20 protein-coding genes are annotated in these 22,992 nt (G+C 61.8%); 6 read left to right on the top strand and 14 right to left on the bottom strand.

The features are described 5' to 3' along the window. On the top strand, positions 1-510 hold a 510-nt coding region (gene hypB / locus DL86_RS13910; RefSeq protein WP_036262653.1), incomplete at its 5' end, for a hydrogenase nickel incorporation protein HypB. 38 nt (positions 511-548) lie between these two features. Here the strand turns inward: hypB and DL86_RS18825 are convergent. After that, a complete protein-coding gene (locus DL86_RS18825; RefSeq protein WP_156964657.1) occupies positions 549-1,109 on the bottom strand; it encodes a MerR family transcriptional regulator in 561 nt (186 codons plus the stop codon). A 728-nt stretch (positions 1,110-1,837) separates the two neighbouring features. On the opposite strand from DL86_RS18825, the gene DL86_RS13920 reads away from it, so the two are divergent. Further along, positions 1,838-7,384, top strand: a complete 5,547-nt coding sequence (locus DL86_RS13920; RefSeq protein WP_051953451.1) for a GH36-type glycosyl hydrolase domain-containing protein — start codon at positions 1,838-1,840, stop codon at positions 7,382-7,384. A gap of 33 nt (positions 7,385-7,417) precedes the next feature. Here DL86_RS13920 and DL86_RS13925 read toward each other — a convergent pair whose 3' ends face one another. Beyond that, positions 7,418-7,816: a hypothetical protein gene (locus tag DL86_RS13925; RefSeq protein ID WP_036262655.1), complete on the bottom strand. Its 399-nt coding sequence runs from the start codon at positions 7,814-7,816 to the stop codon at positions 7,418-7,420. A gap of 354 nt (positions 7,817-8,170) precedes the next feature. Here DL86_RS13925 and DL86_RS13930 point away from each other — a divergent pair, with 354 nt between their 5' ends. Next, the gene (locus DL86_RS13930) at positions 8,171-9,448 is read left to right on the top strand and encodes a M48 family metallopeptidase (RefSeq protein WP_051953453.1); all 1,278 of its coding nucleotides are present in this window, start codon (positions 8,171-8,173) and stop codon (positions 9,446-9,448) included. On the opposite strand, the gene ada is transcribed toward DL86_RS13930, so the two are convergent. Further along, entirely contained in the window at positions 9,355-10,518 is a 1,164-nt protein-coding gene (ada, locus tag DL86_RS19365) for a bifunctional DNA-binding transcriptional regulator/O6-methylguanine-DNA methyltransferase Ada (RefSeq protein ID WP_084572926.1), read from the bottom strand. The two genes, DL86_RS13930 and ada, sit on opposite strands and share 94 nt — an antisense overlap. A 402-nt stretch (positions 10,519-10,920) precedes the next feature. Between ada and DL86_RS13945 the strand changes: the two genes are divergently transcribed. Beyond that, positions 10,921-13,110, top strand: coding sequence for a TonB-dependent receptor (locus DL86_RS13945; protein ID WP_051953455.1), 2,190 nt, complete (start codon positions 10,921-10,923; stop codon positions 13,108-13,110). A gap of 169 nt (positions 13,111-13,279) precedes the next feature. On the opposite strand, the gene DL86_RS13950 is transcribed toward DL86_RS13945, so the two are convergent. Genes DL86_RS13950 through DL86_RS13960 form a run of 3 tightly spaced genes read right to left on the bottom strand, consistent with a single transcriptional unit; the run spans position 13,280 to position 15,168 of the window. Further along, a complete protein-coding gene (locus tag DL86_RS13950; protein ID WP_156964658.1) occupies positions 13,280-13,783 on the bottom strand; it encodes a hypothetical protein in 504 nt (167 codons plus the stop codon). Then, positions 13,780-14,478, bottom strand: a complete 699-nt coding sequence (locus DL86_RS13955) for a hypothetical protein (RefSeq protein WP_036262665.1) — start codon at positions 14,476-14,478, stop codon at positions 13,780-13,782. Before DL86_RS13955 ends, DL86_RS13950 begins: the two co-directional genes overlap by 4 nt. 3 nt (positions 14,479-14,481) lie before the next feature. Beyond that, on the bottom strand, positions 14,482-15,168 hold the full coding sequence (locus DL86_RS13960) for a hypothetical protein (RefSeq protein ID WP_036262668.1): 687 nt from the start codon (positions 15,166-15,168) through the stop codon (positions 14,482-14,484). A gap of 113 nt (positions 15,169-15,281) precedes the next feature. Between DL86_RS13960 and DL86_RS13965 the strand changes: the two genes are divergently transcribed. Continuing rightward, on the top strand, positions 15,282-15,569 hold the full coding sequence (locus DL86_RS13965; protein ID WP_202899212.1) for a helix-turn-helix domain-containing protein: 288 nt from the start codon (positions 15,282-15,284) through the stop codon (positions 15,567-15,569). A gap of 93 nt (positions 15,570-15,662) precedes the next feature. Here DL86_RS13965 and DL86_RS13970 read toward each other — a convergent pair whose 3' ends face one another. Both DL86_RS13970 and DL86_RS20520 read right to left on the bottom strand, forming a co-directional pair. Continuing rightward, a complete protein-coding gene (locus DL86_RS13970) occupies positions 15,663-16,742 on the bottom strand; it encodes an XRE family transcriptional regulator (RefSeq protein WP_036262670.1) in 1,080 nt (359 codons plus the stop codon). A 5-nt stretch (positions 16,743-16,747) separates the two neighbouring features. Continuing rightward, positions 16,748-17,392, bottom strand: coding sequence for a hypothetical protein (locus tag DL86_RS20520; protein WP_245276380.1), 645 nt, complete (start codon positions 17,390-17,392; stop codon positions 16,748-16,750). Here DL86_RS20520 and DL86_RS13980 point away from each other — a divergent pair. Continuing rightward, positions 17,379-17,642, top strand: a complete 264-nt coding sequence (locus DL86_RS13980) for a hypothetical protein (RefSeq protein WP_036262672.1) — start codon at positions 17,379-17,381, stop codon at positions 17,640-17,642. The two genes, DL86_RS20520 and DL86_RS13980, sit on opposite strands and share 14 nt — an antisense overlap. Here the strand turns inward: DL86_RS13980 and darG are convergent. The 6 genes from darG to DL86_RS14015 all read right to left on the bottom strand — a co-directional run bounded on the left by darG (position 17,639) and on the right by DL86_RS14015 (position 22,503). After that, entirely contained in the window at positions 17,639-18,727 is a 1,089-nt protein-coding gene (gene darG / locus DL86_RS13985; protein ID WP_036262675.1) for a type II toxin-antitoxin system antitoxin DNA ADP-ribosyl glycohydrolase DarG, read from the bottom strand. The genes DL86_RS13980 and darG overlap by 4 nt on opposite strands. After that, positions 18,724-19,368 (bottom strand): type II toxin-antitoxin system toxin DNA ADP-ribosyl transferase DarT, encoded by a 645-nt coding sequence (darT, locus tag DL86_RS13990; protein ID WP_036262678.1) that lies wholly within the window; start codon positions 19,366-19,368, stop codon positions 18,724-18,726. Before darT ends, darG begins: the two co-directional genes overlap by 4 nt. A gap of 150 nt (positions 19,369-19,518) precedes the next feature. After that, on the bottom strand, positions 19,519-19,716 hold the full coding sequence (locus DL86_RS19925) for a hypothetical protein (protein WP_156964659.1): 198 nt from the start codon (positions 19,714-19,716) through the stop codon (positions 19,519-19,521). A 391-nt stretch (positions 19,717-20,107) separates the two neighbouring features. Next, positions 20,108-21,385: a phage major capsid protein gene (locus DL86_RS14000; protein WP_036262685.1), complete on the bottom strand. Its 1,278-nt coding sequence runs from the start codon at positions 21,383-21,385 to the stop codon at positions 20,108-20,110. Between the two features lie 68 nt (positions 21,386-21,453). Then, positions 21,454-22,032, bottom strand: a complete 579-nt coding sequence (locus DL86_RS14005) for a hypothetical protein (RefSeq protein ID WP_036262687.1) — start codon at positions 22,030-22,032, stop codon at positions 21,454-21,456. Between the two features lie 219 nt (positions 22,033-22,251). Continuing rightward, positions 22,252-22,503 (bottom strand): helix-turn-helix transcriptional regulator, encoded by a 252-nt coding sequence (locus DL86_RS14015; protein WP_156964660.1) that lies wholly within the window; start codon positions 22,501-22,503, stop codon positions 22,252-22,254. Positions 22,504-22,992 lie beyond the last annotated feature (489 nt).

Raw genomic sequence — 22,992 nt, forward strand, 5'->3', positions numbered from 1 at the left:
ATTCGCGATCTTAGCGCGGAAATGCCGATCAGCGTCATCGAGGGCGATCAGCAGACCTTGAACGACGCCGAGCGCATCAAGGCGGCGGGAGCGCCGGCGGTGCAGGTCAATACCGGAACCGGCTGCCATCTCGACGCCGACATGGTCCGCCGCGGCCTCGACATCCTGCGGCCGGGGTTCGGATCGCTCGTGTTCATCGAGAATGTCGGCAACCTTGTTTGTCCGGCCCTGTTCGATCTCGGCGAACGCGCCAAGGTCGTGGTGCTGTCGGTGACCGAAGGCGACGACAAGCCGCTCAAATATCCGCATATGTTCCGCGCCGCCGAGCTGATGATCATCAGCAAGATCGACCTCGCCCCTTACGTCGATTTCGACATCGCCCGCTGCGAGGAAATGGCCCGCGAAGTCAATCCAGGCATCCGCGCAATCCGCCTCTCAGCCCAATCCGGAGCAGGCCTCGACCAATGGCGCGAATGGATCATAGCCAAAAAGACCCAGCAAGGGGGGTAGCTATGCGCACTCTTTGACGGATCGGCGCCGCAGAGAGTTCAGCCGACCAATCGCTTCCACCAGGACTCGCGCGGCCGGGTCGCCTCGGCGAGCAGCTTCTTCAACCCGAGCAGTTCGGCTTCCAGCGCCGCCATTCGCGCCGCAAGCTCAGGAGCAGAAGAGTCCAGCGCCGCGGGCAACTCCTCTTGAACGAGAGGCTCGACGCCCTCCTCGGCCGCCGCGTTCTTGCCTTCAGGCTTGAAGAACTCGCACAATGCGGCGGGGTCTATGGCGTAACCGCCCTCATCGTTCTTGGGCGCCGCCAGCCCGCCCGATTGGATCGCCCGTAGGATCGTGCTCTTGCTGACGCCAGCCAGCCGCGCGGCTTGGCGAATGCTCAATCCGGCCAGCGCTTCCTTTGGCGCGATAGGATCAAGCTCAGCCGCCGCGTCAACCTTGGCCCTCGGCTGGTACGCCTTGAACAATTCCGCCGGGTCTATGGCGTAACCGCCCTCATCGTTTTTGGGCGCCGCCAGCCGGCCCGACTGGATCGCCCGAAGGATTGTGCTTTTGCTGACGCCGGTTTCCCGCGCGGCTTCTCGGAGGCTCAAACTGGTCATGGCGCGATTGTCTCCGGGATGATCCCATGGAGTGGTCCGCGCCCTTGTGCGCATGATATGGTTAACAGTCGGTAAACCGGACCGGGACAGGCGAGCCGGCCGGCCCGCGCCGGCGACGCCGTCGAGAGCGCAAGTCCAGCAGCCAACGGCGCAAATAGGGCGGGGCTCAGAGCATGTCCCGAAAAAGCTGACCGACTTTTTCGATATTTAGACATCGGATATATCCGACGTCTCATCAGGACATGCTCCAACTCTTTGATTTTGAGCGGGTCCTTGTCGATCACACGATTCCATGTGATCGGGACGCGCTCTAGAGCATGATGCCGAAAAGTGGAAACCGGTTTTCGGATGACATCATGCTCTAACTCTTTGAGAAGAGGCGGATTTAAGACTTTGGACGAGATCGCCTTGCGATTCCGTCCAAAGTCATCCGGCTCTAGGGAACGAGGTCTTTAGGGGATATCGACCTTGCTCTCTATCTCTTTGTTCCGGCGCATGATCTTATCCAAAGAATCGGAGCCTTTTTGGATCACGCTCCAGAGCTTTATCACGCGAAGCGGACAAAGGTTCGCGGTCAGAAAATGCGACAGAAGAAAGAGCTAGAGCTACTCGACAAACCCCAATGATGATGCCGGTCAGTCAAGCGCCAGCGGCGCGACGAAGTGGAGGCGATTTGAAGGCGAATCAAAACGCAAAGTCAGCCCGCGGCCTCTCGCTGGAGCGCCGCAATGGTTGAAGCAAGGCTCGGCGAGCGGGCGCGCCCCGCGGCCTACGCCGCCCTTGGGAGCCTGTTCCTGGTTTCCTCTCTTTTTGCCGTTGCCGCGGCCCCGCCATTCGCGCCGGGACTCCTCGCCGTCCTACTGACCGCATTGCTGGCCGCGGGCGGCTTGGCGATGTTTCAGCTGGCTCTCACCGGCAAGCCTCCTAGCCTCGCGCAAGCTGCGCTTGACGCCGCCGTGATCGCCGCTTTCGCCGCGGCGCGCGACGAAACCGCGCAGCTCTGGCAATTGCCCGCCCAATGGAGCAGCCTGTTTCGCCTCTCGACTCCAGGCGCCGTGGCGGCCTGCGGGCTCTACTTGGCCAGCGCCCTCACGGCGCAAGCGCGCAGGCGCAGGCATCTGACGCTCGGCCAGAGCCTCCCGGTCCTCCTGGCTCCAGTTCTCTTCAACCTCCTTCTCGCTCTCGGCGCCGATGGCCTCATGCGTCAGCTTGGCGGATGGCTGGCATTCGCCGCGATCGGCTCCGACAGCTTGCGGGAGACGCTGGGACGCGCCGCCATCCTGACTGTCTTTGTCGAAGTTTTGGTCGGAATTCTCCGGATTCTCACCGTCGGACGCATGTCGGGAGACTGGCGTCTCCATGCCCTTCTGGTCGCGAGCGCGGTCCACGCCGCGCTGACGCCCATGATTGCCGAACTGCCGCAAGCCGCTGGAGCGGCGGGACCGTTCGCGCAGGTTGTCATGGCGGCGACGGCGGCGGCGTTGGCCCAGTCGGCGCTTTGGGCGCTGGTTTTCGTCGTCACCGGCCTCGCCATCGACTGCCTGAGCGGCACGCCGCCGATTTTTGTCGTCGCCTATCGGCATTGGAGGCACGGTTTCGTCAAAGGCGCGATCTATGGCGGCGTGTTTATGTTTTTGCTCCTGGCCGCCGCCGCGCTGCTGCGAAATCCGGCGCTGGTCCAAGCGGCCTATTCCGCGCCGCTGCTAGCGGCCGCGATTGGCGGCGCATTGTTGTTTCCGCTCACCAAGACAGTGGTCGCGAGCGCGGATGGAACTCCGCCCTTCTTTGGCAGGCTTGTCGCCAGCTATCGCGATCCGCGCGCCTATTTGCGCGGCGGCGTGGTCGGCGTCGCGGCGGCGATCGCGTTGACCTCCGGGTTCGGCGACTTTGACGGGTGGGGCCGCGTCGCGGCGCTTTTCCTGGCCGGGGCCCTCGCATATGCCGGCGTCGATCTCGCCTTCGATCTCTTCGCGCTCGCGCGGCGGCGTCAAGTATTGGAAACATGGCGCATCTACGCCCTCGGGGCTTTACTCGGCGGCCTCGTCGGAGCCGCCTTGGGCTGGTATTTCGATGCGACCCAGATCGAGGTCGTGCGGACGAAATTCTGGGCCTACGCCGATATTGCCTACCAGTCCTCCGGGCGTCCCATCCGTGAAATGATCGTCTATCCCTGGTTCAGCAAATGGGGCAGGATCGACCTTGGGCCCGTCGGCGGCGGCGTCAGATTGTTCTATGACGAATCCTTGTCGGGCTTGATCAATTGGGCCATCGCCGCGCCCTTGTTCAGCATCAACTTTTTCTTCCTCGCCGCGGTCTTTCAGCGCAGCCTTTCGCCGCTGAAGAAATTGTTCAGCCCGGTGGGGTTCCAGGGCCTTTTCGAGCAAACGATCAGGGTCTTGCGCTGGGGCCTGTGGATGGCGCCGGTCATCAATTCGTTTCTGCGTCCCGCGCCGGACCCCACCTGGTTCAATCAGGACGGAGGCGTTCGCACCATCGCGGCGAGCCTCGCCAATCTCGTCATGCCGGCGGGCGATTTCCGCGCTGCGAGCCTCGCCGTCTTCACTGGCCTTCTCGCCTATGACTGGCTCCGAGTCGTGATCTGGCTCGACCATATGGGCCTGCGGGTCGCGACGCTGGTCAACCTGACTTTCATCGGCGGCGACAGGATCGACGAATCGATGGCCCGCTTCGCCGGCTATCCTGCTCGCACCCGCGTCATCCCGGAAGGAATCCGCCGTTTCGCCACCTGGACGCCGCTGCTTATTCCCTTCTACATTCCGCGCGGCGCGGATTGGGATGCGGCATGGACCGGCGCCGAGCAGCTGCGCGCGGCCTCCCCTCCTTTGCCGATGCCGGTCGCAGGCCTCCTCGCCGCCTACGCCGCTGCAGCCGTCGGCGCCGGCGTCGCGGCCGCCTTGATCGCCCGGCGCTGGAGCTGGCAAGGCGCTGCAGGACCGCCGATGCTCGGGGCTCCCCGCGCGGTGACAGAAGGACCCGCGCGATTTGCCCTTTCCGACGGATTGATGGGACTCGAGCTTCTGTCGGATGGCCGCGGCTACAGTTGGATGAGCGGGATGGCCCGCGCCGGCGGTCCGATCGACCTCACTCGCCGTCCCACCGATCCGCTTCAACTGAGGGGCCGGTTCTTTTATCTTCGCGACACAGCCGCCGGGGATTCTTGGAGCCTCGGCTACGAACCGGCCCGGACCGCTGGACCGGATTATTCAGTAACCGCGCCGCGGCCGGATCGCCTGCGGATCGTCAACAGCTTTTGCGCCGTCCGCGCCGAGGCGGACGTCTGCCTGGCGGAGGACGGCTGCGTCGAACTGTGGCGAATCCGCCTGACCGACCTCGCCAAGCGGCCCCGCCGGCTGCTTCTGACGAGCTTTCAAGAACTCGCGCTGAACGAGCCCGGCTCCTATGTCCGCGATCCCGATTTCAGCGCCATGCATATCGAGACCTGGTTCATCCCCAAGATCAACGCCCTCTTCGCGCGAAACCGGCTCCTCCATGATCCCGCGACCCGGCGAATGTCGCGGGAGGTCTGCTTCCACGCCGCGGCGGCCGCGCGGGACGGACTGCGGCTGCGCGGCTTCGAGGATTCGCGGACGCGATTCATCGGAACCGGCGACCTCCGCCGCCCGCAGGGACTCGAGGAAGGCCGCCCGCGCAGCCCGGACGATCAAGGCTCTCTCTACACATTCGACCCGGCGGCGAGTCTCACCATCGAGATCGATCTGCCCGCCGGCGGCAATCGCGAGATTCTCTTCATCAATGGCCACGCCCGCGACGAGGTCATGGCGGCGCGCCTCGTGGCGAACCATTCGGGCGTCGCGGCGCCGAGCGAAAGCGATCTTCGCCAGGCGCTCGAATCCGTGCGGGAGTTGGAGCCCCCGCCGACGCTCCCCGCCAGCGCCTGGCCCTTCGCGTTTTCCACCGATGGGACAGAGCTGCGCCTGACGCACAAAACGCCCCGGCCATGGGCTCATGTCCTGGCCAACGCGACCGGCTACGGCGCCGTCGTATCGAACGAAGGCGAGATCCACTCCTTCGCAGGGAACGAAAGGCAGAATGCGCTGACGCCATTCCGCTTCGAATCGGTCGCCGCCTCGCTTCCCGGCCAGATCATCTATGTCGTCGATCTCGCCACCGGAGAGGCCGACGCCGCCGGGTTCGTTCCCTATCGCCGGGCGGATGCGACATATGACGTCACCTACGGGCTCGGCTTCGTCGCGTTCCGCAACACCCGTCGCGACGTCGAATTGGAATTGACCTTTTTCGTTCCGCCGACCGGGTCCGCCGACCTGCGCATTCTCACCATCAAGAACCGCGCCGAGACCGCGAAGACGTTCCGGATCGCGCCTTATTTCGACATCGCCCTCGCGGAGACGCCGGCCGAGAGCCTCGGCTGCATCGACACCGCGCGCGACGAGGCGTCAGGCGCGCTTCTCTTCAGCAATCCGGCCAACGATTTCAAAACGGGCTGGGCCTTCGCCGCGACGAGCCTGGCCGGCGCGACGACCGAAACGGTGCGGTCGCGGTTTATCGGCGCAAAGGGGCGCGATCTCACCAATCCAGTGATGGTCGAGACCGGCGCCGCCGACGGATCGCGCGAGGATGACGGCCGCCGGGTTGCAGCGTTCTGCGCGGTCGCGACGGTTCCCGCCGAGGGCGAGATCGAAGTCGCGGTCGCGTTGGGACAGGCTGCGACCAGAGATCAAGCCGGCGCGATCGCCAAAAAGCTCAGCGATCCGACAGCGGCGCGCGAGGCCCTGCAAGCGACCCGCGCCTGGTGGACCGAGCGGTTGAACGCAATCCATATCGAAACCAACAATCCGGCATTCGACCGTCTCGTCAATTATTGGCTGCCCTATCAGGTCCTGGTCTCCCGGCTGTGGGGCCGCACCGGGCCAAACCAACGCGGAGGCGCCACCGGATTTCGCGACCAGCTGCAAGACATTCTGCCTTTCCTGTTTCTGGACCCTGACCTCGCGCGCGGGCAGATCGTCCTTCACGCCGGCCAGCAATTTCCCGAGGGCGACGTCTTGAAATGGTGGCACAACGCTCCGGATGGACGCACCGGCGTCGGCCAGCGGACCCGCGCCTCCGATCCGCATCTGTGGCTGCCCTACATCGTCGCGCGCTACCTTGCGGCGACTGGCGACGCCTCGGTGCTGGCGGAGGAGGCTCCCTATCTCGAAGGGGCGGCGATTCCGGAAGGTTCGCTCGATCTGTTCATCGCTCCGCGCGCCTCCCGCGTGATCGGCGACGTCTACGATCATTGCCTGCGGGCGATCGACTATTCCCTCGCGCGGATGGGCGCGCACGGCCTGCCGCTGATCGGCACGGGCGATTGGAACGATGGCATCGATCGCGCCGGCGTCGAAGGCCGCGGCGAGAGCGTTTGGCTCGGCTTCTTCCTGCATGGCATCCTGAGAGATTTCAGCAAGATCGCTCAAGGCAAGTCTCTGCGGGACGGGAAAGGCGATGACGATGCTCACCGTTTCCGCGTCGAGGCGGACAGGCTGAAGCGCAGGCTCGAAGGCGCATGGCTCGATGACCGCTATGTGCTGGTCTTCGACGATTCCGGCCTCGCGCTGGATCGCGCCAGCGCGATGACGGCGGCTTGGCCGATCCTCTCTGGCGCGGTCGATTTCGAGCGCGGCCGCACGGCGCTCGAAAACGGCTTGGCGCATCTTGAAAAGGCCGACCGGATCCTCCTCCTGACGCCTCCCTTCGACGAAAACGCCTCGCCCTATCCCGGCCGCATCGCCGATTATCCGCCAGGCGTGCGCGAAAACGGCGGTCAATATTCGCATGGCGCATCCTGGACGGTGGACGCCTATGTGCGCCTGGCGGAAATCGCGCGGGACAAAGGCGATGCGCCGCTCGCCGCGAAGCTGAAAGAGCGCGCCCTCGCCTGCTGGATCAAGCTGTCGCCCATCGGCAAGACCGAAGGCGACGCACTCGCGGTCTATGGCCTCGCGCCGCACCAGCAACCGGCCGATATTTACGACGGCGCCGGATATGCCGGCCGGGGCGGATGGAGCTGGTACACCGGCTCGGCCGCGCGGATGCTCTCGGCGGCCTATGCGATCTTGGGTCTTGACGTGAAAAATGGAGCGATCGTCGCCCCTAGCGATCTCTTCGCCCCCAAGGGCGCGTTGCAGGTGAAGGCGATCCGCCTGAATGGGCGCTGCTTCACGGCGCCGGATATGCCGAATCCTGCGTCGGAAAAACCTGCCGAGCCCCGCGCCCCAGCAGCGCGGGTCTGACGCCCCGAACCGCGCAGGATCCAATCGCGGCGGCTATTTGGCGATGTAGGGTTGCTCGCCCGGCTGCGGCGGGTCATGATCGGGCGGCTGCGGCCGGAGCACGAGCCACGCGCTTAGCCCGATGAGCGCGACACAAATGAACAGCGCAAACGACCTTCGTCCTTGTTGCATGACGACAACCAGCCGAAGCAGCCGCAGCTGCTTTTCATCGACGGCGGCGCGAGCGCGGGCATCCGACTCGAGGACCTCGAGCAGCTTTGCCGGGCTCATCGCATTCAGATCCTGAATGCGCACATTGGGCGCGGCGCGCAGCTTCGCCACAATGGCTTTGGCGAGTTCGCCGCCAGCCTGGGTCTTGCCTGTCGCCAATGTCAGAAAGCCCGCCAGCCCGAGCGCTCCGGGCAATACCTTCAAAAAGGTCAACATGTCCATGAAACATGGCCTCCGAAGTAAGGCTGCCGCCTTGCAAGAGTGGCGGAGCGCCAGCGCCCCGATCAAGGATGCTTTTGAATGAAAGGTTAACGTGTTATCAGTCGCTTGGCGACTCCTTTCCTTTGCAACCCGCCGGCGTCAAAGACGCCCTGGCGAGGCTTCCGCGGGCTCGCCTACTCTTCATGAAGCAGATCCCTGGAGCGGCGTCCAGCTTCCGCATCCGCCGTCGCGGCCGCTTCACAATCCCTTGATAGGCCGGCGCCTTGTCGGCCTTCGCCCTCGTTGACATCGAACCGGGCGCCTATATGTCTGCGCAGGCCGCGCCACGACCGCGGCGAAGCGGAGAGTTGCGCAATGCCCTTGCTCGTTACCGCCTTCATCCTGGCCGCGACCGGCTGGACCGCGCTCTCGCTTTACCTGTCGGCGCGGCAGGTCGCGCATGTGCTCCAGCACCGCGACCGCATCCCGCCCGATTTCGCGGCGAGCGTCGCCATCGAGGATCATCGCCGGGCGGCCGACTACACAGTCGCGTGCGAGCGGTTGGCCCGGATCGAGACCGTGCTGGAATGGGCGCTGTCCCTGGCCTGGGCCCTCGGCGGCATCGGCCTGCTTTACGGCCTGCTCGCCTCGGCGGTCCCGCCCTCCCTCACGCTCGGCGTCCTGTTTCTGCTCGCGACTGCGGTTGTAAGCATCGTCGCGCAGCTTCCGCTCGACATCTACAAGACCTTCGTCCTGGAGCAAAAATTCGGCTTCAACCGGACCGATGCGCGGACCTTCATAGCCGATCGGCTCAAGGGGTGGGCCATCTCTTTGGCGGTCTTTGTTCCGCTGGTCTTCGCCGGCCTCTGGATCATGCGGAGTTTCGCCGGCCTATGGTGGCTCTGGGCCTGGTTTGGGCTCGTCGCCATAATGATTGCGGCGCCCGCCGTCTATGTCCGGCTGATCGCGCCCCGTTTCAACACCTTCACGCCGCTCGAGGACGGCGCCCTCCGCCTGAGCATCGAGCGGCTGCTGGCCCGCTGCGGCTTTCGCGCGTCCGGCCTTTTCAGCATGGACGCTTCGCGGCGAACCGCGCATGGAAACGCCTATTTCATCGGCTTTGGCAAAGCCAAGCGCATCGTCCTCTTCGACACGCTTATCGGCCACAGCACGCCCGAGGAGATCGAAGCGGTGGTCGCGCATGAGCTCGGCCATTTCCATTATCGGCACGTCTGGTACGCGATATTGCGCGGAGCCGCGATCCTGTTCGCGGGGCTGGCCGCCTTCGGCTGGCTCACCAAGCAGGAGTGGCTGCTGCCCTCGTTTGGAATAGACTACCGCGACGACGCGCTGGCGCTCTTTACGTGCATGCTGCTCGCCTCGGTCATCGGCCCTCTCATCGCGCCGGCCAGCAACTGGATTTCACGCAAGAACGAGTTCCAGGCGGATGATTACGCGCGCCGCCATGTCGGCGTCGGACCGATGGTGAGCGTCCTGATCAAGTTGGCGCGCGACAACGCCTCGACGCTCACGCCCGATCCGATCTATGCCTTGGTGAACTATTCGCATCCGCCGGCGCCGGTCCGCGTGCGGCAGTTGCGGGAGGCCGGAGCGCGGGACGCCGGCGCAACGCCCGAGGCGGCCATCGCCTGAGCCTCCCTATCGAGCAGGGCGCGCTTGCGTTCGACTCCCCAGCGGTAACCAGATAGCGCGCCATCGGTCCGCACAACGCGATGGCAGGGAATCGCCACCGCGAGGGCGTTCGCCGCGCAGGCATTGGCGACCGCGCGGACCGACTTAGGCGATCCGATCCGCTTGGCGATCGCGGCATAGCTTGCCGTGGAGCCGGCGGGGATCTCTTGCAGCGCCCGCCAGACGCGCTGCTGGAACGCCGTTCCACGCAGATCGAGCGGCAGATCGAGGCCGAGCGAGGGCGCCTCGACGAAACCCACCACCTTGGCCACAAGGTCCTCGAACCCCGCGTCGCCGCCAGTCAGCCGGGCGCGCGGGAACCGATCCTGCAGGTCGCGGGCCAGCGCATCGGCGTCGTCGCCCATGAGAATGGCGCAGACGCCGCGCGCGCTTCGCGCGACCAGGATGGAGCCGAGCGCGCATTCGCCGACCGCGAAGCGGATCTCCGCGCCGGCGCCCCCAGCTCGGTACGCCGTGGGGGTCATGCCAAGCACCTGGTTTGAGGCCTCATAGAACCTACTGTTGGAGTTGAAGCCGGCGGCATAGATCGCCTCGGTCACCGTCGCGCCGGGACGGGCGAGTTCGTCCCGGACCCGCTTGGCGCGGCAGGCGATCGCGTAAGCCCTCGGCGTCACGCCGGTCGCGGATGTGAAGATCCGATGCAAATGAAAGGGGCTGAGCCCGGCCTTTCGGGCCAGCGCGTCCAGGCTGGGGATGTCCTCCGCGCTCTCGATCGCTCGGCAGATCTCCGCTGCTTTCGCGGCATGTCGCAGCGCCAGCGCGGGCGCATCCGGTTTGCAGCGCTTGCACGGACGAAACCCCGCCCCCTCGGCGTCTTCGCGCGTCGCATGGAAATCGACGTTTTCGGGCTTGGCAAGGCGGGAGGCGCATGAGGGGCGGCAATAGACGCCGGTCGACTTGACCGAATAAACGAACTTGCCATCGAAGGCGCGATCGCGCGCGACGACGGCCGGCCACCTCGGGTCTTGTTCCGTCCTGGCGATCTTCGGTGTGTCTGACATGGCCTGCATTCTCGCGCCGCTCCGCCGAATACTATCTTGCCGCTGATATAGCGCCTGCGATGGCGCCCCGCACTCCGGCGCTTGCTTTCAAATCATCGGCCAAACCATCGGCATCAAAACGCGCTTGCGGGGCCGCATTGGCCCCTAGATCTTTCCAATCCAATGTTGCTCGTTTGCAACAGCCGGACGGTATGTATGATTTTTTTTGGCCTAGAGCTTACGCTTTGGCCGAAGTTTTTCTAGGCTTGGAATTGACCAGAGCCCCCTCGAGCTGAAAGTTCGGCGGCAGCGGCTCAGCAGGGTCTCCCGGCGCGCCGGGAAGGCCGGATGGTCGAATGATGGGAGGGTGATTTGCTCCAAGGCAGCCATGGCGCCGATCGATTGCGAGCGCGGCGAATCGCCAGGATAGCGATGTCGGGAGGTTCGGCGCTGGCGATGATGAGCGCCCTCACGCTCCATGCCGCAGCGGAGGAGAGCGTCGCGCTTCCCACCGTCGACGTGTCCGGACCAGAGGTGGAAAATGCGAAGGCCGACTCGACGACAAGCGCTGGGACCGGGGCGCCGGCCGACATGAACGACGCCGCGAGCGCCTTCAGCGTCACCGGCGAACAGGTCAACGAGCGCATCTTCGCGCGGCCGGCGCAAGCGCTGGAAATCGTCCCCGGACTGGTCATCACCCAGCATAGCGGCGACGGCAAGGCCAACCAATATTTCCTGCGCGGCTTCAACCTCGATCACGGAACCGATCTCGCCATCTATCTCGACGGCATGCCGATGAACATGCGCACCCATGCGCATGGCCAAGGCTACACCGATCTCAATATGCTGATTCCCGAGCTGATCAGCTCGGTCGACATCAAAAAAGGCCCCTATTTCGCCGACGAAGGCGACTTCGCCTCGGCCGGAGCGGTTCATATCAACCTGCTGGACAGTTTCGACGGGCAGGTGGTGAAGGCGACCCTCGGCAGCTTCGACTATCTGCGCTATCTGGGCCTTGGCTCGGTCAAGGCGGGGGAGGGAAATCTTCTCTACGCCGGAGAGGTCAACTTCTACAATGGCCCATGGACCTATCCCGACAAATTGCGCAAGCTGAACAGCGTTCTTCGCTACACGCAAGGCACGGCGCTGAACGGGTTTTCGATCACCGGCATGGCCTATGGCAACCAATGGAACTCGACCGATCAGATCCCTGAGCGGGCGGTGAGCGACATCGGCCTCTATGGCTCCCTCAACCCCTCCGACGGCGGCAATGCTCAGCGCTTTTCGCTCTCAGGCCAATGGGCGAAGACGGAGGGAGGCAACGCCTGGCAGGCCAATGCTTACGCGGTCAGGAGCGCGCTTAATCTTTGGAACGATTTCACCTACTTCCTCTCAAATCCAATCCTTGGCGACCAGTTTCATCAGCATGAGACCCGCACATTCGCAGGGGCCAACGCCTCTTACACTTTATCAAACGTCATCGCCGGCATTCCAACCGAGACCACGTTCGGCGTGCAGAGCCGTTTCGACGACATCAATCTCCTCCTCACCAACACCTATCAGCGGCATTGGCTGTCGACCACCCGGCAGGATCACGTGAGGGAAGGCAGCATCGGCTTCTATGCACAACAAACCTATCATTGGAGCGAGTGGTGCAAGGCCATCGTTGGAATTCGCGGCGATGTCTATACAGCCTCCGTCAATGCGCTGAACCTGCCGCTGAATTCAGGCGACGCCGTCGCCTTCGTCCCCGGCCCGAAACTGAGCGTCATCTTCGGGCCCTTTGAAAAAACCGAATTCTACATGAATATCGGCCAGGGCTTCCACAGCAATGACGTTCGCGGCGTGACAATCAAAGTCGATCCGATCGACCCGGCCAGCAGGCTGGATCGGGCGCCCCTCTTGGTGCCGACGCAAGGCGCGGAAATCGGCGTCCGCACCAAGGCAATCGCGGGACTGAACAGCGCCATCGCCATTTTCGGCCTCGACGCCGCTTCCGAAAACCTTTTTGTCGGAGACGCCGGAACCACAGAGCCCAGCCGGCCGACCCGCCGCATCGGCATCGAATGGACCAATGATTACCGGCCGGTTTCCTGGTTGGACCTCGAAGCCGACGTGGCCGTGACGCGGTCGCGGTTCCTCGGCTATGATTACGGGCAGGCCATCGCCTACAACGAGCTCGCCGGCTACCCGCTGGCGCAAATCGGCAATGCCCCTGGAAATTTCATTCCCGGCGCGCCCAATGTCGTCGGAACGATTAACCTCACGCTCGGCGAGAAGACCGGATGGTTCGGAGGGCTCGGCTATCGCTATTTCGGACCCCGGCCGCTGACGGAAGATAATGCTTTCATCTCTCCGGCGACGGGCCTCCTCAACGCCCGCGCGGGGTATAATTTCGAAAATGGCTGGAAGATCCAACTGGACGCTTTCAACATAACCAACAGCCGGTCGGATCAGATCACCTATGCCTATGGGTCCTTTTTGAAGACCGATAATCTTTACCAGGCGTGTAATGGGCCGGTCCCGCCGCCGGCGGCCGTCTGCGAGAATGGCGTCATGGGCCGCGTCCTCCACCCGGTCGAGCCCTTGGCGCTGCGGTTGACGATCGCGGGCAGGTTCTAGAAAGCTGGCGGAGAGGGGGTCCGCCAGAAGTACGTCATAAGAAATTGATTTAGATACAGAAATAGAAATGCGCTATTTCAGCGTCCTAGTCATTATCCTAGTTAGATGGTCGGCGGCCCTTTCGCCGACTCGGCTTCCATGGAAATCGAGGCCGGTCGGCGCCGAGTTTTCAGACTTTGACATTCGACTTCTCCGGGTTTTGAAAAAGGAGGACCGCGCCCGTCTTGGTAAGCGCGTAGATGAGGGCCGGGACGGCGACGCCGAGGCCGATCGCCGGGTAGAGCAGCCATCCTTCGGCATGCGCCGCAAAAGCGAGGGCGTTCATTCCCGCCGAGATGGCGAGGGTTCCGATGATCGCCGGCGCGGCGTAGCGCGCTGCGGCCGGCCGGATCGCTGCCGGCGAGACGAGCATGGCGAGCTCGAGGACGACGAAGCCGACATCGATGCCTATGGCCATCAGCCAGCCGTCGCGCTCGCCCGAGCCCGTAACCAGCGCGACGCCGGCGGCGAGATGCGACAGCGACAGGCCGACCAGGACCAGCGCGACGCACAAGACGCCGATCGCGGCCGCGACATGACGTCGGCGCCCGCGCCTCGAGGCGCGCGATGGCGAGGCCTCCCGCCTCGGCGCGCGGCGTGGAGGCTTTGTCTTTTCGAGACGGACGACGGTCATGGGGCCGCTCCAACCGCTGCGCTTGTCACGGCCGGCGGCCATTCGGTCGCGAAATGCCAGCCGCCGCGCTTGTCGATCGGCGGCGATCGTCCGGTTGCGGCCCTGGCATAGGTCCACCAGGCGTCGCCTTGCGGCGAATCGCGCCTGACCCAAATGCCTGTTGGAATGTCGGCCTTGCCGGCGCCCGGCGCGGCGACGCCTCGCGCGCGCTTGGTCTCGGCGTCACGCGCCATGAAGCGCCGAAGCTCGGCATGCCAGTCCGCGCGCCGCACGGCGTTCGCCGCCGCCCAAAGCTTCAAGTCCCGCGCGGACCTCGCAACCTCTCCCTCGGACAGCCCTTCGGCCTGGCCAAAGGCTCGATCTTCGGCGCAGGCTTCGAAATCGACGGGCAACCGGCCGGGCGCGGGCGCGCGCTCTCCCGAGGTAGGGGTTAGGAAAGGGGTTTGATTATATTCTTTGGGGGGAACCTCAGGGGAAGGAGGTAACGGGCCGTCACAGCGTGACGCGTGACGGAGGGCGCGTTTGCGCTCCCTGCAGCGCTGTTGCCGGAGCCTTGCGCCTTCACGAAGCCGCGCCAGGCGCTCTTCGCGCTCGCGCTCCCTTGCCTGCTCCAAGGCGGTCACGGCCGCCGCGATTTGCTCGCCGGAGCAGCCTTCGTCCAAAAGAGCGCGGGCGATCGGTCCGAAGATCCCCATGGTTCAGCCCTCCGCCGTCGGCCGGCTGGCGAGGGAATGGAGCAGCGCCTCGATGCGCTCGCCTTCCATATCATCGAGGCGCTCTAGCAGATGTTTTGCCTTGGCCTGGATCTCCGCGATCGAAGCGCAGGGCCAGGCGCAGATTTGCAGGAGGATCGCGTCAGCCGCCTTCGACGCTTGTTCGGTCTGCGCCTCGGCTCTCGAATAGTCCGCCTTCTCTTTGGATGCCGCGACCTTGGCGGCGAGATCGTCGAAGGCTTTGAGGACGTCTTCGACATGCTCTTTCCAGAGGTCAAAGAACTTCCTGCGCATCGGCCCGAAAGAATGGTCCACCGCCCCGCAAAGCGATTGCTTATCGATCGCCAGCAGCCGAATCAGCTCGGCCCGGCTGCCGGCCGGGTCGTTGAGGTCACAGCGCCATTTCACTGGCCATTGGCGCGTGAAATCGACGGGGTTCTTGACATCCTTGAAGCGCAGAAAGGCCTCGTCTTCCTGTATGCAAGCGAGGCCATATGCTTCTTCGGCCGCGCGATGCGCTTCGAAGAGGTCTAGCAGCTCGGGCGAGACCGCCGGCGAGGCATGGGCCGCGTGAGCCAGCGCGCCAAAGACGGCGCCGGCCGATCCGGCGGCAAGGAATAGGCGACGATTTGGCAAGCCGATAGCGCTTGCCGGAACGGGAAGGTTCGGCATTTGGGTTGCTCCATTGACGGAAGCACTGCTTGTGCTATGAATTTATATCAGCGCTCTCTTTTTAAAGCCGATATATAAGAGCGTCAATCTCAATTTATAGCGGTGCTATTAAAATGCTGGCGGTGCAGTGCAAGATGGCCAGAGTCGCGCTCGGGCTTGGTCTCCGGGAACTTGCAGAATTGGCTAAGGTGGCGCCGGCGACTATTTCCCGTCTCGAAGCGGGCGAGGAGCTGAAGCCGCGAACTATCGAAGCCATCCGCACTGCCCTCGAGGCGGCCGGCGTGATCTTCGTCGAAGAAAATGGCGAGGGGCCGGGCGTCAGGCTGAGGAAAGGCGGCGCCAAAGGCAACCAGGCCACAGCAATCCCGGTCGAGGATCTGAACGCCGAAAATGACGAGTGAAGCCCGCCGCCCTCGATCAACCGGCATCAAATTCATCGCCGAGAACGGCGGCGCGAAACCAACCCAGCGAATCGGGAAATAGCCAAATCAAGATTATGAAATCAATTTCAGCGTCCCATGACTTCGTGCGGGGCGTTCGCTTTCAGAGTCGGAAAGCATATTGGCTAGGCCAAACAGCAGATTTTCGATCTCCCGCTGTGGGACGCTCAATTGCTCGGCGATTTCTTTCTTCGTGACTTTTTCGTTCCAAAGCGCAGTCAACACCTTTTGCCACACGACAGATTGTTCGCGCCCAATTCCAAACGGCTCTGCGGTTCTGTAACCAACTTCAGTCGCTTGAATACAGAACATTCGATACTGCCAGTCTGATACTATATCCAACGAATGGAGCCGATGAATCATTGCCATAACAGACACGGACCAGCGTTTTTTTGCCTCAACGATCTGGTTGAGCGCATGAAGACGAGGCACTTTCGCAAGCACGTCGGCCGCCGGCATCAAAAATGAAGACGCAAACTGATCTGCTTGTTCTTCAGCTTTTCTTCCCTGCGGCCCTCCGTGCTTATGAAGCACGAGATGAGCAAGCTCATGGGCTGCGTCAAAGCGGCTGCGCTCTGGCGTCTTCATCATATTCAGGAAGACAAATGGTCTTTCACCTCTCCACACAGAAAAAGCGTCGACTGTCTTTGTATTTTCGGCCAAAGAGAAAACGCGGATTCCCTTAGCTTCTAATAGATGCACCATGTTTTTGATTGGCTGTTCGCCAAGCGTCCATTCTTGGCGAAGCGAGCGTGCAGCAACCTCAGGGCTTTCTCCAGATAGGTCAATAAGGTCCGGTTCTGGTAGTGCAAAATGCTCATCCACCCAATCTGACAAAGCGTAGGCAAGCGTTCCAGCAGCAAGCGCCGAATCTCGATCCTTGGCAGACATAGCGGTAAGGCTACGAAAACTCGCCGCGTCCGCCACAATCTCGTCCATGTCTGGCGCATGAAAAAAGGCGGCTGGAAAATCCAATAATTTTGCAATCTTTTCCACAACGTCATCAGGCGGCTCTATGTCTCCGCTTTCATAACGCAAAATAGTGTGAGGGGTAACGCCAAGCTCCTCGGCGAATGCTTTCTTGGTCAGTCCCCTCCGTCGACGAGCAAGGCTGAATCGTCCGGGCGTAAACATGGCGCTTATTTCCGCCGAATGTTGATCTCAAAATCTTGACCGCCGTCTCTGCCGCCATTTTCAGCGGGCGGCTCGATCGCAATCCGTTCCCATTCACCAGGCCGAAGAATCCATATTCTCTCGCTATAGCCGACGAAGTATCCAGACTTGAACTCGATCGGGCGGGACAACTCGGCGCGCACTAATTGACCATCGTCGAAAACGCACAATTGCCAGAGGTCGAAGGCACCTTCCTTGATCGATTTTGGGTGTTCTTTTCGAAACAGCTCTAGCTGATTATTGAGATCGGTGATCTTTTCAGCCGCCGGACCTTTTAAGGTGCGATTTCTTGGGGAGCGGGACCGATCGCAGACGCCGAAGTCGGCATTCATCACTGTAATCTTCTTTCGGAAGTCGCGGTTGGCAATATGCTCCACGCCGTCATCGTCGCCAGCATCCCACCCCTCCCGGCAAAAGTTTTGGCGCATTCTGGTGATTCCCGCATCCCATGCGAAATAGCCGGGGGAAGCTTTTGGGTTGTGGTCCGTGCACGAACCGCGTGCGGCAACCATAGCCTTAACGACTTCGATCCATTGATCGCGAGAAGAGTTGAAATACTGCGCGAGCCGCCGGTCGCATTCCCGAGGCGTTTCATGGATGATCGCGACCATTCCGAATCTCCGCGTAACTTTTTTCAATCACGAACGTGATATAAAAAAGTTACGCTGTCAAGCCGGCTCGCCTATTTCCCACGTTTTCGGCCACTGCTTTTTTCGCGATCTCGGCGCGGCGCTCAGGCGGCATGCTCTTGGCCCGGGCTACGCCCTCTTTCTTGCCGAGCGCCTTTGCGGCGTTCTGTCGGTCGCGAGCTCGACGATCATGATGGCTGTACGGGAAGCGCTCGCTCTTAGTGCCCTTTAGGCACCGCAGGTCTCCGCAGACGCTCCAAAGGAATTCAACCGATCAAGAGCCAATTCGATGAGGCGGTCATCGAAGAGTCCCTGTTTCCGTTCAGCGGCTTTTTGGCCTCCGGCCCAGGCGTTAAGGCCAATGCGGATGGCATTTCGCGCAGGCGCAACACCCTCTTTGTAAACGAGCCAGTCTAAAGTCGCCAACAATTCCATGCCGAGAGGCGACTCAAATCCGTCGATGAGCTTTGCCGTTAATTGCAAAGCGGGCTGATATGTTTTCGCATCCCCGGACATCAAATAGACACCAACCTTGTCTTTCTTTGCATCGTCGAACCAAATAACATCGAATGGGCTTGCGTCTCCCAATCGTTTATCGCAATGCAGATAGCTGCCATCCAAGCCATTTAGAAGATGTGTCAGCCTCGGGGCATAAGGACCATACCTGTCCGCCTCGAAGCGCAGATCGAGCGGATTCTTCAAACCAAGAATTTCTATACTTCGTTCCAAAAAGTATGAGAGCTTTTGGACCTCCAGTAGAGAGCACTCGATCCCTAAAATCCAATAACGCCGCACAAGCTCAGCGACAAGGGCACGCGCTGGCGTTAGCTTCTCAACGCCAGTTCGTTTGGCAACGTTTTGATATTTAGTTGTCGGCTCATATACTAGAGCTCGAACCGGCCGGGCGGCGAGCGCCGTCTCGATCTTCTGTCGAACATCGCTCCAATTCAGCCCGCCGTTCCCACTTCCCAATGGAGGAATTGCAATTGAGCGAATGCCTTTTTCAGTAATCACGCGCTTCAAATCCTCCAATCCCGCCTCAATCCATTCCATTTTCGACGGATTGCGCCAGTGCTCCTTTGTCGGAAAATTGATAATGAATTTTGGGCCAATTAGATGTGCTCTCTCGGTCACAAACATACGCCCGACCCGAATCTCTTTTCGCTTGCAGGCCTTTTCGTACTCTCTGAAGTTCTCCGGAAACGTCTCCTTGAACATGAGCGCAACGCCTTTGCCCATCACGCCAACAGTGTTGACTGTGTTCACGAGCGCCTCTACGTCTGCTTCTAGCAGATTGCCTGTTGTAAATTCGATCATCCGAAATACCAGTCCGACTTCTTTAAAACTTTGAGGGTTATACCTCGCTTCGTCAGAGCTTGCTCGAAGGTTACTTTTACTTCATCACTATAGCTCACGAGCCCCCGGAGTCTATCGATTGGCAAGTGTTTATATACCAATGCCTCAGCTTGATATCTCTCTATCTTTGACGGATCTTCCGGGTCAGCCTTGAAATCTCGACGCTCAAGCATCGCCCAGTCGATTTGATCGAGGCGCGCAAGATCGGAATAAAATTGGGCGGCGACAAGATAAGCGTGCCGGTCGGTAAACAAGAACGGGATATTGCGATTTTTCAGATCGTGGAGCGATGCGACCATTATTGCGATTTCGTTATTGCTGCGCTTTCGGATGCCACCCCAGCCAGTCGCGATATTGAGGAGCATCGGTGAAAACGGGGTAAAATAGAATGGAATATAGTCGCTTAGAGTTCCCCCCGGCGACTTCGGAACGGGATGGTAGTTCCGCTTGCTGATCAAATCGGGATTCCCGATCTCTACATAGCTCGGGTCGGCCATGCTCGAGTTTCGACAATGAAGCCCATGATCGAGAATCCACGGCACATTGTCCCGGTGTACGATCCGGAAAATCAGCGCTTTACGAGGATTGAGGTCTCTTGACATACCAGCGCCGAATCACTCGCGTGACGCCCAAGCGTTAATGCTTAGCGGCATACTTAGCAACCCAACCCTGCCGTTGTCCCCGTTAGTGTTTTCCAGCGCCATAATCCATATGTGCACAAACCACGAACATAAAGTCAAGCGTGGCCGGCCTCAGTCACCGCCCCGCCGTCCGGTGCGGCCGTTGTTGCTCGACCGCAGTTCGCCACCGGCGCGGCGCAGCTGCGCGACCTTCGCAAGGATCGCCTTTGGGCTTGTGCGGAATCTCTCGGCGAGCGCGCCGGAACTGAAGCCGGCATTCCAGGCCGCGGCGAGCCGCTTTTCGGCGTCCGCTGTCCATCTGATCTTCATGCGACTGCCCTTCGATGCTTTTGCCGAGCTGCCGGTCCAAACGATGGCCGCTTGGGGCGGTAAGCCGCGCTCGAACGCCGATGCTGCGCCTGGCAATCGGAGCGGCGCCGGCAGTCTCCGGGAAGAGCGGACCGAAGGCGGGGGGAGCCTCCGCATAGAGGCGCAAGCTCCCCACACTCGCGGCCTCGCTTTGCAGCTCGCTGGCGGCCTCGGCCAGCGCCGAGAGGCATGGCGCAAAGGCCGAATAGAACGGCGCGGCGACCCGAAAGGAATGCCGCCGCGCCGTCAACGCCGAAGACTGGGAGCTCGCCACACCCAGGCAGCCCCTCGGCGTCATGACGCGCCATCGCCCGAGAACCTGCAAAACTCGGGTTCCGGCGCGCCAATTCGATTAGGTGGCGGAATTTTGCAGATATTTGATGCTCTGATTACTGGCATCGATCAGCCGGCCATCGGCGCGGGCCCAGGCGAGGAAGCCGACCTGCGCCTTTTTTGCGTAGGCCGAGTCCGTGAAGCGGAGGATGATCACATCCATCACATCGCGAATGAGATATTTCGAGAAGTCGCCGAAGAGGATCGGCTTCGCGTTGGCGGCCATGTCCGCCATATGTTGGTTGATGACGAGCTTCGCGCCAAGCAAGGTATCGAAGCCCGCGTCGCTCTTGAAGCCCGATTCCGTCGAAGGCAGCCAGATCGGCCGCCCTTGACCGTCCTTCATTTTTTTAACGATTTTGAACGAGGCGTCATTCATCATAAAGGCGCAGCTGGGAGACATCCGATAGGCGGGGTCGAGCGAATGGTAGAGGTCGACCAGGCCGTCATAGGTCACGGCCGTTGTATTGCCTGCCGGCAGTGTTATGCCAAGGGCCGCCGCCGTCACCGCGCCTTGCGGTTCCCCAACGCCGCTGCCGGTCGTGAATTTGCGATTCTGACCGCGCGCGAGGCGCTCGGTCAGCGCGTCGAGCACGACGCTTTCCGCATCGGCGTTGGCGTCTTGAAGTAGCTGCATGCTGACCGGAATCGTCTTGGACGAAAACATCCAGGCGCCGATGCTGGTCGAGCCGAAGCTCAGATCGTCATCGGTCGTCGCCGAACCTTCGGCGACCAGCTCGCCTTCGGCCGCTGTATCGTCGAGCGTGCCCCACTGCATCGTCTCGCCGCCCGATGTCGCAAGCACTTTGGCGACCGTCCGCATACCCCCGAAGGCTTTGAGTTTGGTGAGAACGCTCGGCATGACGATCGTCGGAACCAACACGCCGCCGGCCGCCGAGGACGAGGTTGCGACATTCTGCACCCGGCTGCGATTGCTGGGTGCGTCCGCAGAGATCAGCGACGCCTCTTCCGGGCTCAGGCGCTCAGCGCCGAAGCGCAGCGCCTTGACGAAGGCTTTTTTGGCGGCGGAAATCCGATGCGCCGATTCGTCGATTGAGCGGCCTTCGCGGTCAGAAAGGTCCCTCGCAGGGCCGTTGAGATCATTTTCGAGCACAAGCGCCTTTTCGATTTGACCGATCTGGGAGCTCAAGCTTTCGATCTCGGCATAGAGGGTTTCGACCTTGTCCTGAACCTGTTTGGTGTAAGGGGTCACAGCAGGGTCGAGGAGGTTTTGGGCCTCTCTCACTTTAGCGGCTTTCGCCTCGCGGCGGTCTTGTAGTCCGTGCATGTTGAGCATGTTGATTTCCTTTCGGTCGAAATGGGCGGCCGCTTATCGGCCAGAAAAATGAAGGGTGGCGCCCGGGCCTACCACTCGCCTTTCGCGCGACGGGCCTCGTTGGCAATCACGCGGGCGCAATCATCGTCGAAGCATCTGACCGACCAGGGATCGAGCAATTGCTGGGGCGGGAACGCCGTGTAGTCGATCACGCGACTGGGGAATTTCGCCTCGGCAGCGCCGATCATCCGTCGCAACTCCTCTTGGCGCTTAAGAGCGAGGTGGAGCGCGGCGCGGAGCTCTTCTTGCGCGGCCAAATATGTCGGGTAGAACTCGCTCCAGTCGCTTTCCATCCGCGCGGCCCGCATCGGCTTGATCTTCTCGGCCAAGTCCAATGCGACAATGTTGGCGCGCTCGATGGCGCGTTTCGCGCGGAGCAAATCGAGGTCTACGGTCTCGATTTCGACATCCGACCCACCGTCGACGAGGAGAGCATTGCGCCGCTCGGCAAGGGAAACCACGTCGCCTTCCGCCTTCGCCTTTTCGGCGAGGACAGCGGCCAGACGCGCTTCGATATCCTCGCCGGCGATAGTGGAACGCGCAGGCTGTTGTTCGAGCGCCGGAGGCGGATTGGCGGCTGTTGATTTAAATGATGCAGGTTTCAACATGACGATTCCTGGTGTTTTGTAGAACAGCGCCAGGCGGCTCGGTTGGCGGAAGTTTCCGCGATCACGGCGGCGACAGCGGCCCGCCGCGCCGACGGGCGAAGCTGCGTCTGTTCAAGAATGAGCCGCTTGTTGGCGAATTGAGCCAACCAACGCGTGAAGCGCCTCCCGCGCGCCGCATCCGTGAGCGCGCCATATTTTCGTCGATGACGCGGCAACATCTTACGGGTCACTCTCCTTGGTGCGAGAGCGCCGATTTTGGTCGATATATTTCTCGACGTCAGACAGGTCGTAGCGAACGGACCCGCCGATTTTAACGAAATGCGGCCCCATGCCCCGCATACGAAGGCGACGAAGGCTCTGGACCTTTTTTGCGAGCAGTTCCGCGACAACTTCTTCGCCGACAAGCGGCCGTCGAGAGATCATCTTTGCAATCCGCTGATCTACATCCATCGATGCAAGATAGCTCTTCAACAAAAATGCGCGCAAAGGCTAAAACTATGAAATATCGGCAACTTGTTTGTTGATGTTTGTCGGCAATACTTATCCACAGCTTTTCTTTGACGGCGCTCTCACGCCCTCTCACGAGAGCGTCAAGCGCGCGGGATGCAACCGAGTTGCGCATGCCGATGCTGAGTTTCCCTACCGCCCGACTCGCGGCGGATTTGTAGACCAACGCGGCGCGGCAGTTCTCTACAAGGGAGCTACAGCGACGCCGCATCCGGACCGTTCGGCGCGCGATGTAAGCTGGCCCAGCGGCCAGGCGCAGGCGTTAGGCCGCCGCCGGCGATGGCATGGGAAGGAGGCGGAGCGGCGGGCCTCGCCCTGGCGAAGCAATCTGCACAGACAGCCAGCGCGGACGTCGAACCGCCGGCGATCGGCGAGGAGGCTCTCAGGACATCGTCGACGACGAAGACTTGGCGTCGATACATGGCCAGCGCCAAAACGATGCGCCCTCAGCGT

The sequence above is a fragment of the Methylocapsa aurea genome, assembly GCF_000746085.1.
Lineage (GTDB): Bacteria > Pseudomonadota > Alphaproteobacteria > Rhizobiales > Beijerinckiaceae > Methylocapsa > Methylocapsa aurea.